Below are 14698 nucleotides of genomic sequence, written 5' to 3' on the forward strand. Positions count from 1 at the left end.
CGCCCGCCGCGGTCGCGCCGGCCGAGCCTTCCCCGTCGCCGCCAGCCCCGGCGCCGGCGCCCGCCGCAGCGCCGAGCCCGAATTACCTGCGTTCGCTCGCCGCGGCGCTGGAGCGGCACAAGCGCTACCCGAACGAGGCGCGGGCCCGCCGCTCCCAGGGCCAGGCGATCCTGCGCATGGTGCTCGGGCGCGATGGCCGGGTGCTGTCCTGGCGGATCGTCCAGAGCGCCGGCGACCCGGCGCTCGACGAGGCGGTCGGCGCCATGGTCCAGGCCGCCTCGCCCCTACCGGCCCCGCCGGCCGATATGATGGCCGGCGGCACGCTGGAACTGACCGTACCGGTCCGCTTCGCGATTCGCTGAGACACACCTCGCGGCCGCACCCTCCTTCGCCGAGGCTTCGAAGGGCGAGGGCCACGCGGCCGCAGGCCGCCACCTGTCTCGGCGGGCTGCGAGGCGCAGCCGATGCAGACCGGGGCCGCGAATGCGGCCCCGCGCGCGACCAACCCCATCCGCCGGTGCTCCGCCGACGGCGCGTAGCCAAGGCCGCGGATGCACCTCCTTCGCCGAGGCTTCGAAGGCGAGGGCCACGCGGCCGCAGGCCGCCACCTGTCTCGGCGGGCGGCGAGGCGGCAGCCGATGCAGACCGGGGCCGCGAATGTGGCCCCGCGCGCGACCAACCCTATCCGCCGGTGCTCCGCCGACGGCGCGTAGCCAAGGCCGCGGATGCGGCCGCCGGCGCTTGAGGACAATATTGCTGTCATCCAATGGTTATGCCGGCTTCATTGCCCTGACGCCGGGCGCACGCTAACCCGTCATCCTATGGACATGGCCCTGCGCTCCGTTCCCGGCAGCGACGTACCGACGCCTGCCCCGGTTGGCGGGGCCCATGGCCGTCGTCGCTCACCGTTGCGCTTCCGCCCCTGGCTGCGCACCCCGATCTGGGGCGATGTGATGGAGCCGCGCCCGCTCGGCGGCCGCGTCCGCGCGGTGCGGCGCATCGCCAGCGCCTTGCTCTGGACGCTGATCGCGGCGCCGATCCAGATGCTGCTGCTGCTGCTCCCGGGCCGACCGAAAGTGGTCTTCGCACGGGTCTACCACCGCGTGCTCTGCACCCTGATCGGCCTCCGCGTGCAGGTGGTGGGGGAACCGGCGCGCGGCGGGCGGGTGCTGTTCCTGTCCAACCACACCTCCTGGCTCGACATCCTGGTGCTCGGCGGCGTGATAGAAGCCTGCTTCGTCGCCAAGTCCGAAGTCGGCCAATGGCCGGTGGTGCGGACCATCGCACGGCTCGGCCGCACCGTCTTCGTCAGCCGCCGGCGCGGCAGCATGGGGCGCGAAGCGGATGCGATGCGCGAGCGTCTGACCGATGGCGACAACCTGATCCTGTTCCCCGAGGGCACCTCCAACGACGGCACCCGCACACTGCCCTTCCGCAGCGCCTTCCTGGCGGTGGCGGCGGAGGCGCGGCTCGTGCAGCCGGTGTCGCTGGTCTATGACCGGCTGGGCGGCCTGCCGGCCTGCCGGCGCGACCGGCCGCTCTTTGCCTGGTATGGCGACATGGATATCGGCAGCCATTTCTGGCGCATCGCCCGGCGGTCCGGGGCACGCGCCACGCTGCTGCTGCATGCGCCGTTCGACCCGGCTGACATCACCGACCGCAAGGTGCTGACCCAGCGGGTGGAAGCGGTGGTCGCCGCCGGCGCCGCGCAGCTTCGCCAGAACCGCACGCCTGTTGTGCTGAGCGCATGACTCATCGCCGGCAGTGAGCGCCAGCGCCCACCGCCCCTCAGACGCGTCGTGCCGGAGCACGCCCCGGCCGGACGCCGGACTGCCGGCGGGCCGCATGCGCGGCCTCGGACCGGTCCGTGACCGCTCCGCTCCCCTCATGGATCTGCCCCCGCCTTGTCATTCCGCCATGCTTGACCTTGCCGCCTGCGAAACCGCACGATTCGGGGCATGACACGTCGAGTCGCTTGACCCTGAGCCGGTGCCCGCGCATCTCCACCGTTTCCTCCCGCGCCATGCCGGGCCCGGGTCGAGCGGAGTGCTTTCTGTGATGCCGAGCGACGCCTCCCCCCCCAAGAAGCGGCTGCTGATCCGCACCTGGGGCTGCCAGATGAATGTCTATGACAGCGCCCGCATGGCGGATGTGCTGGCGCCGCTCGGCTATGCGCCGACCGAGCTACCGGAGGAGGCCGACATGGTCATCCTCAACACCTGCCACATCCGGGAGAAGGCGTCGGAGAAGGTTTTTTCCGACCTTGGCCGGCTGCGCGGCGTCAAGGAGGAGAAGGCGGCCCGTGGCGAACGCATGATCCTGGCGGTCGCCGGCTGCGTGGCCCAAGCCGAGGGGGCGGAAATCACCGCCCGCGCACCCTATGTGGACATCGTGCTCGGCCCCCAGACCTATCACCGCCTGCCGGAGATGGTAGCCCGCGTCAGCCGCGCGGCTGGCGCGGTGATCGAGACCGATTTTCCCGCCGAGGACAAGTTCGACCACCTGCCGGAGACGGCGGCGCCGAGCGGGCCGATCGCCTTCCTGACCGTGCAGGAGGGCTGCGACAAGTTCTGCTCCTTCTGCGTCGTTCCCTACACCCGCGGCGCTGAGTTCAGCCGCCCCGCGGCTCAGGTGCTGGCCGAGGCGCGGCGGCTGGTCGCCGGCGGGGCGCGGGAGATCGCGCTGCTCGGGCAGAATGTGAACGCCTATCATGGGGCGGGTCCGGACGGCCGCGAATGGGGGCTGGGGTGGTTGCTGCGGGAGGTCGCCGCAATCCCCGGCCTGGCGCGCCTGCGCTACACCACCAGCCATCCGCGGGACATGGATGAGGACCTGATCGCGGCGCATGGGGAACTGCCGCAGCTCATGCCCTTCCTGCACCTCCCGGTGCAGTCGGGCAGCGACCGCATGCTCCAGGCGATGAACCGCGGCCACAAGGCCGCGGATTTCCATCGCGTCGTGGAGAAGCTGCGCGCGGCGCGGCCGGACATCGCACTCTCCTCCGACTTCATCGCGGGGCACCCGGGCGAAAGCGATGCCGATCATGCGGCGACGCTCGCCCTGATCCGGGAGGTCGGCTTCGCCCAGGCCTTCAGCTTCAAGTATTCCGCGCGCCCGGGGACGCCGGCCGCCGGTGCCGGGCCGCAGGTGCCGGAAGCGGTCAAGGATGCGCGGCTGGCGGAGATCCAGGCCCTGCTGCGCGACCAGCAGGAAGCATTCAACCGCTCCCGCGCGGGCGCGGTGATGGAGGTGCTCTGCACCGGCCCGGCGCGCCACCCCGGCCAGATGGCCGGCCGCTCGCCCTGGCTGCAGCCGGTGCATTTCGACGGCCCCGCGCAGCTCGCGGGTCAGATCGTGCCGGTGCGGATCACCGCCGGCCACCCCAATTCCCTCGCCGCCGAATGGCTCGGCGGCGCGGCGAAGGCACCACCCTCACACCAGGAGATCAGAGCCGCTTGACCCACGCGCCCGCGATATCCGTCCGCCCTGGCGAGGCCAGGACCCTCCGTCCCGGCCTTCCCCCTGAGCAGCGATCGGTGACGCTGCAATTCGACGACAATGCGCTGCTGGCGCTGCTCCACGGGGAGCATGACCGGCATCTGGCGCGGGTGGAGCAGGTGCTGGGGGTGCGGCTGACCTCCCGCGGCAATCGTATCGCCATCGCGGGGACGCCGGACCGGACGGAAATGGCGGAGGCGGCGCTGCTCGCGCTCTGGACCCGGCTCGAGCGTGGGCAGCATGTCGGCACTGCCGAGGTCGAGGCGGCGCTCCGCCTGGCCGAGGACGCGGCCGAACTGGGCGAGCCCCGGCTGCCGCTGGCCGACCTGCCGGCGATCCGCACCCGCAAGGGCGCGATCGCGCCGCGCTCCGCGGCCCAGGCCGGCTACATCGAGACGCTGGCGCGGCACGACATGGTGTTCGGCGTCGGTCCGGCCGGCACCGGCAAGACCTATCTGGCGGTCGCCCAGGGCGTGGCGCTGCTGCAGGCCGGCCGGGTGGACCGCATCGTGCTGAGCCGCCCGGCGGTCGAGGCCGGGGAGCGGCTGGGCTTCCTGCCCGGCGACATGAAGGAGAAGGTCGACCCTTATCTCCGCCCGCTCTACGACGCGTTGCACGACATGCTGCCGGCCGAGCAGGTGAACCGCCGGATCGCGGCGGGCGAGATCGAGATCGCGCCGCTCGCCTTCATGCGCGGCCGGACGCTGGCGCATTGCTACGCGATCCTGGACGAAGCCCAGAACACCACCGCCGCCCAGATGAAGATGTTCCTCACCCGGATGGGGGAGGGCAGCCGGATGGTCGTCACCGGCGACCCGACCCAGGTGGACCTGCCGCCCGGGCAGGCTTCCGGCCTGGTCGAGGCCTTGCGCATCCTGGACGGCGTGTCCGGCATTGGTGTCACGCGCTTTTCCGAGAAGGATGTGGTAAGGCACCCCCTGGTGGCCCGGATCGTCGCCGCCTATGGCCAGGCCGACAAGGCCGCCGGGCGAGACGGCAAACGCCGGGGGAAGAAGGAGACAGATGGAACCGGGAAGTAGCCGTCCCGGCCGAGGGCGCAACGCGCGTCCGGTGGCCGGGCTCCGGTCGGGAACCTCGAAGAACGAGGTTTCCGTGATGATCGCGGCGCCCGGATGGCGCGCCGCCGTGCAGCGGGTGGAACATCTCGCCCGCCGTGCCGCGCTGGCCGCCCTCGCAGAGGCGGGCCGGACAGGCGCGATGACCGTGTTGCTGGCCGATGACCGGGCGCTGAGGCGCCTGAATGGTGGCTATCGCGGCAAGGCCAAACCAACCAACGTGTTGTCCTTCCCCTCCGGGATGCCGCGGCATCTCGGCGACGTCGCGCTGGCGCTCGGCGTCGTCAGGCGGGAAGCCCGAGGCGCCGGGCGGCGCACCCATGCGCATCTGGCGCATCTGGTCGCGCATGGCGCGCTGCACCTCACGGGCCATGACCACATCCTGGCCGGCGAGGCGCGCCGGATGGAGCGGGCGGAGGCGCGGGTGATGCGCCGCCTCGGCCTGCCCAACCCCTGGCGGGGGCTGACATGAGCGGCCATGAGGACATCACCCGTAACGGGCTGTTCTGGCGCCTGCAGAGCCTGCTGCGGCGGCGAGCGGCCGAAAGCGTCCGCGACCGCGTCGAGGAGCTGATCGAGGCGCGGGAGGCGCCGCCGCGCGCCGGTGAGGTGGCGCTGGCCGATACCGGCCTCGATCCGCATGAGCGGGCGCTGCTCGGCAATGTGCTGAAGCTGCGCGGCAAGACGGCCTATGACGTCATGGTCCCGCGCGCCGACATCATGGCGATGCCGATTGACCTGACGCTCGACCAGGCGATCGACTTCATCCAGCGCGACGGCCACAGCCGCTACCCGGTGTTCCGCGAGAACCTCGACGACATCGTGGGCATGGTCCACATCAAGGACGTCTTCGCCGCGGTCGGGCAGAACGGGTCGTTCAGCCTGCAGGCGATGCTGCGCCGGCCATTGCTGGTGGTGCCCTCCGTCCCGGTGCTCGATCTGCTGCTGCAGATGCGCCAGGCGCGCGTGCACCTGGCGCTGGTAGTGGACGAATACGGCGGCATCGACGGGCTGGTGACGATCGAGGATCTGGTCGAGACCATCACCGGCGACATCGCCGACGAGCATGATGAGGTGGCGGCGCCGCAGATCATCGAACGCCCCGACGGTGCCTTCGAAATGGACGCGCGCACGCCCGTCGAAGCCTTCGAGGAACGGCTGGGCGAGGTGCTGACCGAGGAGGAGCGCGGTGCCGACATCGACACCGTGGGCGGCTTGGTCTTCACCCTCGCGGGCCGGGTGCCTGCGAAGGGGGAACTCGTGTCGCATCCCTCCGGCCTGGAGTTCCGGGTGCTGGAGGCCGATCCGCGCCGCATCCGGCGCGTGCGCGTCCGCCGCCCCGGCAGCCCGGAACGCGCGCAGGCGGCGGAGTAGATCGACGACCGTAATACCAACGGACCGGTCGTTCGACCGGTCCGAGGCCGCGAATGCGGCCCGCCGGTCGTCCGGCGTCACGCCGCAGGCGTGCTATTCGCACGACGCCAAGCCGGCCGGATGGCCTGCGCCCGGCGTCTGAGGGGGCCTTGATCGATCAACGATCAAGGCCGCTGGTATAAGAATCTCCGACGCGCGCTGGACGCCGCGTCGGGGCACCGCTAACCCCAGCGCGTGATCCGCTCCCTTTTCTTCCACCTCGCCACCCGGCGGGGCTGGCGTGCCCTCGCCACCGCCTTCGGGCTCGGGTTGCTCGCCGCCCTGGCCTTGCCGCCGGTGCATGCGGTGCCGGTGCTGCTGCTGGCCGTTCCCGGATTGCTGCTGATGGTGGGCGCTGCGCCGGGCTGGAAGCGCGCAGCGGTGATCGGGCTGTTCTGGGGCTGGGGCTTCTTCGCCGGCGGCCTCTACTGGATCACCTACGCGATCCTGACCGAGGTCGATCGCTTCTGGTGGCTGGTGCCGATCGCCGTGCCCGCGCTCTCCCTGCCGCTCGGCCTCTTCGTCGCGGCGCCTGCGGCGGTGGCCAGGCTGGTCAGGCCAGGCTGGCCGAGGCTGCTGGTCTTCGCCGGCGCCTGGGTGCTGTCCGAGATGGTGCGCGGGGTGGTGTTCACCGGCTTTCCCTGGAATCTGATCGGCAGCGTCTGGGCCTTCGGCGCGCTGCCGCTGCAGGCCGCGGCCTTCATCGGCGTGCACGGCCTGTCGCTGGCGACGATCATCCTGGCGGGGCTGCCGTTGCTCGGACGGCGCACGATGGCGGGCGGCATCGCGGCGCTGGCGGGCTTCGCGGCGCTCGGCGTGGTGCGGCTCTGGCCGGAGGAGCCGCCGCCGCAGCCGCTGCACCTGCTGCTCGTGCAGGGCAATGTCGCGCAGGACGTGAAGTGGCGCGCCGATGCGCGGGTGCCGATCTTCCAGCGCTACCTGGAACTGACGGCCGCCGGGCTGCGCGACATCGAGGCGGAGGCGCCGGGTGCGCGCGTCGCGGTGATCTGGCCAGAAAGCGCGAGCCCCTTCCGACTCGCCGAGGATGCCGAGGCGCGGGCCGCGGCCGCGCAGGTGCTGCATGAGCGCGCGACGCTGCTGGCCGGTGCGGTAACGGTGGAATGGGGCGCTGATCAGCGGCCGCTGCATGTCTTCAACAGCCTGGTCGCGATGACGCCAGACGGCGCGGTGGCCGGGCGCTACGACAAGGCGCATCTGGTTCCTTTCGGCGAATACATGCCGCTGCGTGGCCTGCTGCCGATCCGGATCGTGCAGGGCGGCTTCGACTTCACGCCCGGGCCGGGGCGGGTCACGATGGCGCCGGCCGGGCTGCCGGGCTTCTCGCCGCTGATCTGTTACGAGGTGATCTTCTCCGGCGCGGTTGTCGGCGCCGAGCGCCCGCAATGGTTGCTGAACGTGACCAACGACGCCTGGTTCGGCCATTCGGCGGGCCCCTACCAGCATCTCGCGACGGCGCGGCTCCGCGCGGTGGAAGAGGGGCTGCCGGTGGCGCGCGCTGCGCAGACCGGCATCTCCGCCGTCTTCGATGCGCGGGGACGGGAGGTGGCGTCGCTCGCGCTTGGCGCGATGGGCGTGGTCGCCGCACCGCTGCCCGCGCCTGCCGCGCCGACATTCTTCGCGCGAATAGGGCTTGCATTGCCGGCACTACTCGCGCTTCTGGCAATCGTTGCGGGCGCTGTTCTCGCACGGCGTGGCCGGCCTGGCGGCGGACGATGAACCGGCCTGGCGGCTGCAACGCAGGTGAGGTCAGTTTTATCTAAAAAATTGAGAATAGATTTTAAGAGTTGACGTTTTGTGGATGATCCGCTATCGAACAAGTCGTGCGGAATTATGACGCACAACGTCCGCGTGCGGGCGATTCATTGCCTCGTCGATAGGAAGCCTCCGATCGATGCCAGGCGAAGCTGGGGTGCGAAAGCATGCGAGGCGGAGCGATGATGATGGTCGGTGATGAGGCTGTTGAGCGCGGTGAGCGGGAACACCGGCCGAGCCCCATCGATGTTCATGTCGGCAGCCGCGTGCGGCTGCGCCGGACGCTGCTCGGCATGAGCCAGGAGAAGCTGGGCGAGGCGCTCGGCCTCACCTTCCAGCAGGTGCAGAAGTATGAGCGTGGCGTGAACCGCATCGGCGCCAGCCGGCTGTTCGACCTGTCGCGCGTGCTGGACGTGCCGATCGGGTTCTTCTTCGACGACATGCAGGGGGTGCCCGGCGGCCGCGCCACGCGCGCCGCGGTCGCCGGCTTCGCCGAGCCGCAGGACGGCTTCGATGACGATACCCTGCATCGGCGCGAGACGCTGGAGCTGGTGCGCGCCTATTACCGGATCACCGATCCTTCGATCCGCAAGCGCGTCTTCGACCTGATCAAGACGCTCTCACCAACTGATTGATCGCTGAGCGATCAATCGGAGTCTTTGTAAGCCTCAGGCGCCGGCGCGCGCATCCGCGCGCTTGGCTTGCGCGCTGTCAGGGCGCGCCCAGCGCGGCTGATGGTCGCGCGCGGGGCCGCATTCGCGGCCCCGGAGCATCGGCTTCGCCTCGCTCCGCAGAAACCAGTGGCGGCCTGCGGCCGCATTTCTGAGGCTGCGTCACTCCGGCGGCAGCAGGGCTGCGATGCGCGTCAGCGCGTCATCGCGAAGGCCGAGCGCGCCGAGATGCGTGAGCGTGTTCAACAGATACTCGCGGTTGCTGCCGGTCTCGCCGCGGCCACGCGCGATGATCGCCGCCGCAGCCTCCGGCGTCAGCGGGCTGCAATAATGCGGGCTGCCGCGCCGCGCGACATAGGTGACGGCGCGCACCGGCGCCGTCGCTCCCTGCATCCGCACCGGCAGCACGCGTCGATCATAGACGATCTCCGCCCCATCCGGCAGCTCGCGGTCGTCCAGATAGGCCAGCACCTGCTCGGCATCGGCAGGCGTGACGCGGAAGGCGACGCCGCGGCAGGCACCGCCGCGATCGAGCCCCAGCACCAGGCCCGGCGCCTCCGGCGTGCCGCGATAGCGATGGCTCCAGAGGCAGAAGCGGCGATGGAAGCCGCGCAGCAGCGCCGGCACCGCCGCGACATGCGTGAAGCCGGGCCGCCAGATCAGCGATCCATAGCCGAACACGTAAAGATGCCCATCGGCATCGAGCGGCAGTGCCGCCGTCACCATCGGGAGAGGTCCCGGCGCATCGCCGCCGGCCGTCGCAAGGTCACCACATTGCGGCTATACCGGCCGCCATCATGACCGCCAAGCCGATGCGTGCCGTGCTGGCCGCCTTCCTGTTGCTCGCCGGCCTCGCCGCCGCGCACTCCGTGCTGTGGCGCTGGATGGGTGGCCAGCTCGATCGGGGCTTCGCCGCCTGGGTGGAACAGCGACGCGCCCTGGGCTGGGTCGTGGAGCACGCGCCCCCGATCCGTGGCGGATGGCCATTGGCGGCGACGCTGACCATCCCCGGCCTGCGCGTCGTCGCGACCGGTCCTGCGCTGCCCGGCGACGCCGAATGGCAGGCCGAGGCGCTTGTGCTGCGCGTCGCGCCGCCGCGCCTCGACCAAGTGGTCCTCGAGGCTCGCGGGCGGCAGCGCCTGCGCTTCGGCACAGTGGAGCTGCCCTTCGCGGCCGATCGGCTGGACGCGACCCTGCCGCTGGAATCCGGCGTGCCGCTCCGCGAAGGCGAATTCCTCGCCGAGCGGCTGCGGATGTCGACCCCCGCCGGCCCGCTGGACCTGCAGAACGCGCGCATCGGGATCGAGACCCGCACCACCGCGACGGAGGCCGAGCCCGCCCTGACGCTGTCCCTGACGCTGGAAGCGCTCGATCTGCCCCCCGATGTCGCGGCGCAGCCGGCGCTCGGCGCCTTCGGGCGCCGGATCGAGAGCCTGGCGGCGGAAGCGGTGCTGACCGGCCCGCTGCCCGGCGGCCGCGACCCGGTGGCCCGGGCCGAGCAGTGGCGGGACAATGGCGGCACGCTGGAGTTGCGGTCGCTGAACCTGCGCTGGGGACCGGTCAGCGGCGGCGCGACGGCGACCCTGACGCTGGACGAGACCCTCCAGCCCATGGGCACCGCCACGCTGCGCGTCGCCGGCGCCGGGGAGGCGATCCGCGCGCTCTCCGTCGCCGGGGTGCTGACGCCGCGCGCCGCCGGCACCGCGACCGCCGCAGTGATGCTGCTGCAGCGCCCGGCCGAAGACGGGGGGCCGCCACAGGTGGAGTTGCCGCTGACCCTGCAGGAGCGCCAGGTGACCGTGGCACGGGTGCCGGTGCTGCGCCTGCAGGCGGTCGAATGGCCGCGCGAACGCCGCGCGGAGCCGACCGAGGACCCGACCCTGCCGCGACGGCGGTGAGGGTGCCCCCGGAGAGGGCTCTGCCCTCTCCGGACCTCACCCGGCAGGAGCCTAGGGCCCCTGCACCCCGATCATTTTTAGAGCCCTGATTGCGAAGGGGCCTCCCGGCAGCGCCGGGAGGCCCCTTCGCAATCAGGGCACCAAATGAAGCAGGTCCAGGAGGCTCTAGCCTCCTGGTGGGGTGGGGCCGGGAGGGGCAAAGCCCCTTCCGGGAATCGCACCATACTCCGGCAGCAGGCCGCCGTCGGGCAGGGCCTGAAAGGGCAGGCCGTAGACCGGTGCCAGCAGCGTGGGAGCCAGTGCTTCCTCGGGCGGGCCGAGCGCCACGGGACGGCCTTCCGAGAGGACCAGCACGCGGTCGGCGACGAAGTGTGCCTCGTTCAGGTCGTGCATCACCGCCAGCACCGCGATGCCTTCGGCGGCGAGCGCGCGCAGCGCGCGCAGCAACGCCGCGGCATGGGCGACGTCGAGGCTCGCGGTCGGCTCGTCGAGCAGCAGCGCCGCCGGGCGCGCGGCGCCGTCGAGCTGGGCGAAGGCGCGGGCGAGCTGCACCCGCTGGCGCTCCCCGCCGGAGAGGGTCTGGTACTGCCGCCGCGCGAGATGCGCGATGCCGACGCGATGCAGGGCCGCGCCGGTCGCGGCGTCGTCGCGTACGGCCGCCCGGCTGCCATGCCAGGGCAGACGGCCGAGGCCCACGACTTCCTGCACGCGCATCGGAAAAGCGAGGGCGGCGGATTGCGCCACCACGGCACGCCGCCGCGCGAGTGCGAGCGGCGCCATCGCGGACAGTGGCACGCTATCCAGCGTGATGTTGCCGCGGCTGGGGCGCAGTTCGCCGGCCAGCAGGCGCAGCAGCGTGGACTTGCCGGCGCCGTTCGGGCCGATCACGGCCAGCACCGCGCCGGGGACGAGCGTCAGCGTGATGTCGGCCAGCAGAACGCGGCCGCCGGCGCTGAAGCCGATGCTCTCGGCGGCGATCACGGCCCGGCCCCAGCCATGCGCTGCCGCAGCAGCCAGAGGAAGAAGGGGGCGCCGAGCAGCGCGGTCACCACGCCGACCGGCAATTCGGCGGGAGCGGCCAGGCTGCGCGCTGCGAGATCGGCGAGGATCAGCAGCGCCGCCCCGAGCAGCGCCGAGCCCGGCAGCACGATGCGATGATCGGCACCGAAGCCCAGGCGCAGCAGATGCGGCACGACCAGGCCGACGAAGCCGATCAGCCCGGTGAAGCCGACGCCGGCCGCGACCGCGACGGCGGAAAGCAGGATCGCGGCGCGCTTCGCGGCGTCGACGCGGAGCCCGAGATGGAAGGCCTCCGCCTCGCCCAGGATCAGCGCGTTCAGCGGACGCGCCAGGGTGCAGAGGATCAGCATGGGCAGCCCGACCAGCACCAGCAGCACCGGCAGATGCGCCCAGCGCGCGCCGGAGAGGGAGCCGAGCGTCCAGAAGGTGATGTCGCGCGCCTGGCGGTCATCGGCCATGAAGATCAGCACGCCGGTGAGCGCAGTCGCGATCGCGTTCACCGCGACGCCCGCCAGGAGCAGCGTCGCGACATCAGCGCCGCCGCCGACGCTGCCGAGCCGCTCCATGGCATAGGTCGCGAGCAGCCCGCCGCAGAAGGCCGCCGCTGGCAGCAGCCAGAGCCCGAGCAGCCCCGCCGCCGTGCCGAACACCGTGCCGCCGAGCACGATCGCGGCGACGGCCGCCAGCGCCGCGCCGGCGGAGACACCGATCAGGCCCGGATCGGCCAGCGGATTGCGGAACAGCCCCTGCATCGTGGCGCCCGCGACGCCGAGCCCGGCGCCGACCAGCGCGCCGAGCAGCACGCGCGGTGCGCGGATGACGCCAAGCACGGCGGCGTCGCGGAGGAACGCATCGGGCAGGGGCGCGATGCCCAACAGATCCTGCAGCACCGCGAGGAAGCCGCCCGGCGAGATGCGCGCGGGGCCGAGCAGGATGCCGGCGAGCATCGCCGCCAGCAGCACCACGGTGCCGAGCGCGAGCGCCATCACGCGCGGCGGGATGCCGCGCGCCGATGCCAGCGAGAGGCTCACGCCCATGGCCGCGCGGGCAGCTCGGGCAGGGCGATGCCGGGATGCAGCAGCCGCGTCAGATCGCGCCGCGCCTGCGCCGCGCGCGGGCCGAAGCCGAGTGCATAGGACCCTTCGACGGCCACCACGCGGCGCGTGGCGGCGGCGGGCGTGACCGCGAGCGCCGGGATCGCCAGCAGCGCATCGATGCCGCCGGCCTCGCCGATCGTGTGGTCCATCATCACGATGACCTCTGGCGCCAGGGTGGCGGCGGCCTCGGCGGAGAGCGGGCGGTAGCCGGCGAAGTCGCCGAGGACGTTCTCGGCGCCCGCGGCGCGGAGCATGGCATCGGCATGGGTATCGCGCCCGGAGGCCAGTGGCGCGCCGCGCGTGGCGGACAGGACGAACAGCGCGCGCAGGCGGCGGGGAAGCGCTGCGATCGGCGCGTCGAGCGCCTGCCAGTCGGCGGCGACCGCCGATGCCACGGGCTCGCCCGCCAGGCCGAGCGCCGCGGCGACGGCGCGGATCTTGGCCTCGGCCGCGCCAGGTCCGGCGCCGTCGCGGATCGTGGCGATCGGCAGGCCGGCGGCGCGCAGCACGGCGAGCGCCTGCACCGGTCCGGCCTCATCCGAGAGCAGCAGCAGATCGGGGCGCAGCGCGATCAGCCCTTCGGGTGCGAGTGCGCGCATGTAGCCGATCTGCGGCAGGCCCTGGACCGGCGGCGGGAAGCGGCTGGTGGTGTCCACCGCCGCCACCTGGCCGCCGGCGCCGAGCGCGAAGGCCGCTTCGGTGATCGCGCCACCGACGCTGACGATGCGCGCCGGCCCGGCCGCGGCCCGGGCGGTGCCGGAGGCGAGCAGTGCGGCCGGCAGCAGCGCACGCCGGGCGATCATGCCGCCGCGTCCTGCGATGCGTGCCGCTCGACGATGCTGGCAGCAATGGCGCGCCACTCCGGCAGTTCCGGTTGGCCCGGCTTGCGGGCGCCGAACAGCATGGCCACCACCTCGCCACCCGCATCCAGCAGCTCGATGGAGGTCACGGCGCCGTCTTCGGTCGGCTTCACCACGCGCCAGGCGGCGGCGACGCCCGCTTCCCGCAGATGCAGGTTGAAGTCGGGGTCGAGCACGTTGAACCAGCCGGGGATATCGACCAGCCGCGCGACGGGCCCGGTGTGGATCTGGATGGCGTTGCGGTTGCCGACGAAAACCATCACCGGCACCGCCTGATCGGCGGCGAGGCGCAGCGCATCGGCACCGGCCTTGGGATCGAGGCGCAGTGCGAGGTCGGCGCCGGCGGCACCGAAGGCCTGCCGGCGCGTCGCCTTGTGCTGGCGCAGCAGCTTGATGAAATCGTGCGTATCGCGCAGCCCGAGCCAATCCGTGCGCAGTGCATGCGGGTCGATGCTGCCCTCGGGTTCCGGCGCCGGGCGATCGGCGGGGGTCGCGGGCGGGGCCTCGACGGCGGGGGTCGCGAAGCCGGCGAGGATGCCCGCCCAGCCATCGCGGTCGGTCGTATCGGTCGCGTAGATCTTGTGCACGGCGACGCCGTCGCGATCGAAGATCTGGATCGAGGGCCGCTCGCCCGCCAGCGCATAGGCATACGTCCAGCGGCCGGGGAACAGGCGGAGATCGATATCGGGGCCGAGCACCAGGATATGGCCAGGCCCTGACGAGACGTCGCGGAAGCGGCCATGGCGCTCATGCACCGCGTGCTCGTTGCGGGTCAGCGCCATGATGCGTCCCGCCGCGGGCATGGCGCCGATCAGCGCGCCCCAGTCGGGACGCAGCGGCGTCGCGGCGCCGAGCGCGCCGGAGGCGACGAGCGCCGCCTCGGTGGTGCCGAGACGTTCGGCCGCGTCGCGGGCGCGTGGGGCTTTGCCGCCGGCGTCGCGGACCAGGTCCTGGTAGCGCTCGATGATGGCGGGCATGGCTCGGCCTCCTCGCGGCTCAGTTCAGGCGAAAATGCACCGGCACCTCGACCCAGGATTCAACCTGGCGGCCGCCGATGGAAGCAGGTTCGAAAGCCCAGCGCCGCACCGCCGCGAGGGCTGCCGCGTCCAGCATGGGATGGCCGGAGGAGCGCCAGACGCGCGTCTCCTCGGTCTCGCCGCCGGGTGCCACGCGGGCCCGGACCAGCACTGTGCCGGTGATCCCGAGGTCGAGCGCGCGGGACGGATATTGAGGGGGCGTCGGCGTGCGGCGATAGCGCGGCGCGGTGATCAGCAGGGGGCCGCCGCCGGCGGGCGCGGATGCGGCCGGCGTGACGCTCGCCACCGGCGCGATGGCAGGCGCGGTGCTCGGCACGTCGGCGCCGGGGCGGTTGTCACCCCCGCCGGCACGCAG

15 protein-coding genes are annotated in these 14698 nt (G+C 72.5%); 9 read left to right on the forward strand and 6 right to left on the reverse strand.

Annotated elements, in window-relative coordinates:
* The 8 genes from GXW71_RS32990 to GXW71_RS33025 form a co-directional block, all read left to right on the forward strand.
* On the forward strand, positions 1 to 362 hold a 362-nt coding region (locus GXW71_RS32990; RefSeq protein ID WP_211858039.1), incomplete at its 5' end, for an energy transducer TonB.
* Positions 363 to 827: 465 nt separating this feature from the next.
* Entirely contained in the window at positions 828 to 1751 is a 924-nt protein-coding gene (locus GXW71_RS32995) for a lysophospholipid acyltransferase family protein (RefSeq protein ID WP_211858040.1), read from the forward strand.
* A gap of 307 nt (positions 1752 to 2058) precedes the next feature.
* Complete coding sequence (gene miaB / locus GXW71_RS33000) at positions 2059 to 3459, forward strand: tRNA (N6-isopentenyl adenosine(37)-C2)-methylthiotransferase MiaB (protein WP_211858041.1); 1401 nt, start codon at positions 2059 to 2061, stop codon at positions 3457 to 3459.
* A 77-nt stretch (positions 3460 to 3536) separates the two neighbouring features.
* Positions 3537 to 4538: a PhoH family protein gene (locus GXW71_RS33005; RefSeq protein ID WP_408901876.1), complete on the forward strand. Its 1002-nt coding sequence runs from the start codon at positions 3537 to 3539 to the stop codon at positions 4536 to 4538.
* Positions 4539 to 4614: 76 nt separating this feature from the next.
* Positions 4615 to 5046, forward strand: a complete 432-nt coding sequence (gene ybeY / locus GXW71_RS33010; protein ID WP_246527115.1) for an rRNA maturation RNase YbeY — start codon at positions 4615 to 4617, stop codon at positions 5044 to 5046.
* Positions 5043 to 5948 (forward strand): hemolysin family protein, encoded by a 906-nt coding sequence (locus GXW71_RS33015; protein ID WP_211858046.1) that lies wholly within the window; start codon positions 5043 to 5045, stop codon positions 5946 to 5948. Before ybeY ends, GXW71_RS33015 begins: the two co-directional genes overlap by 4 nt.
* A 234-nt stretch (positions 5949 to 6182) precedes the next feature.
* Positions 6183 to 7724 carry an apolipoprotein N-acyltransferase gene (gene lnt, locus GXW71_RS33020; RefSeq protein WP_211858048.1) on the forward strand — a complete coding sequence of 514 codons (1542 nt, stop codon included), beginning with the start codon at positions 6183 to 6185 and terminating at the stop codon, positions 7722 to 7724.
* A gap of 224 nt (positions 7725 to 7948) precedes the next feature.
* Entirely contained in the window at positions 7949 to 8395 is a 447-nt protein-coding gene (locus GXW71_RS33025) for a helix-turn-helix domain-containing protein (protein ID WP_211858064.1), read from the forward strand.
* Positions 8396 to 8593: 198 nt separating this feature from the next.
* On the opposite strand, the gene GXW71_RS33030 is transcribed toward GXW71_RS33025, so the two are convergent.
* The gene (locus tag GXW71_RS33030) at positions 8594 to 9157 is read right to left on the reverse strand and encodes a gamma-glutamylcyclotransferase (RefSeq protein ID WP_211858050.1); all 564 of its coding nucleotides are present in this window, start codon (positions 9155 to 9157) and stop codon (positions 8594 to 8596) included.
* Between the two features lie 71 nt (positions 9158 to 9228).
* Here GXW71_RS33030 and GXW71_RS33035 point away from each other — a divergent pair, with 71 nt between their 5' ends.
* A complete protein-coding gene (locus tag GXW71_RS33035) occupies positions 9229 to 10329 on the forward strand; it encodes a DUF2125 domain-containing protein (RefSeq protein WP_211858052.1) in 1101 nt (366 codons plus the stop codon).
* 165 nt (positions 10330 to 10494) lie between these two features.
* On the opposite strand, the gene GXW71_RS33040 is transcribed toward GXW71_RS33035, so the two are convergent.
* From GXW71_RS33040 to GXW71_RS33060, 5 genes are all read right to left on the reverse strand, one after another.
* The gene (locus GXW71_RS33040) at positions 10495 to 11310 is read right to left on the reverse strand and encodes a heme ABC transporter ATP-binding protein (protein ID WP_211858054.1); all 816 of its coding nucleotides are present in this window, start codon (positions 11308 to 11310) and stop codon (positions 10495 to 10497) included.
* Positions 11307 to 12386, reverse strand: coding sequence for a FecCD family ABC transporter permease (locus GXW71_RS33045; protein ID WP_211858056.1), 1080 nt, complete (start codon positions 12384 to 12386; stop codon positions 11307 to 11309). The genes GXW71_RS33040 and GXW71_RS33045 overlap by 4 nt, the downstream gene beginning before the upstream one ends.
* Positions 12377 to 13249 (reverse strand): heme/hemin ABC transporter substrate-binding protein, encoded by an 873-nt coding sequence (locus GXW71_RS33050; protein WP_211858058.1) that lies wholly within the window; start codon positions 13247 to 13249, stop codon positions 12377 to 12379. Before GXW71_RS33050 ends, GXW71_RS33045 begins: the two co-directional genes overlap by 10 nt.
* Positions 13246 to 14283 carry a hemin-degrading factor gene (locus tag GXW71_RS33055; RefSeq protein WP_211858060.1) on the reverse strand — a complete coding sequence of 346 codons (1038 nt, stop codon included), beginning with the start codon at positions 14281 to 14283 and terminating at the stop codon, positions 13246 to 13248. Before GXW71_RS33055 ends, GXW71_RS33050 begins: the two co-directional genes overlap by 4 nt.
* 19 nt (positions 14284 to 14302) lie before the next feature.
* Positions 14303 to 14698, reverse strand: a 396-nt coding sequence (locus GXW71_RS33060) for an energy transducer TonB (RefSeq protein ID WP_211858062.1), incomplete at its 5' end; no start/stop codon positions are given.

It is taken from the genome of Plastoroseomonas hellenica (assembly GCF_018129085.1).
GTDB classification, from domain to species: domain Bacteria; phylum Pseudomonadota; class Alphaproteobacteria; order Acetobacterales; family Acetobacteraceae; genus Plastoroseomonas; species Plastoroseomonas hellenica.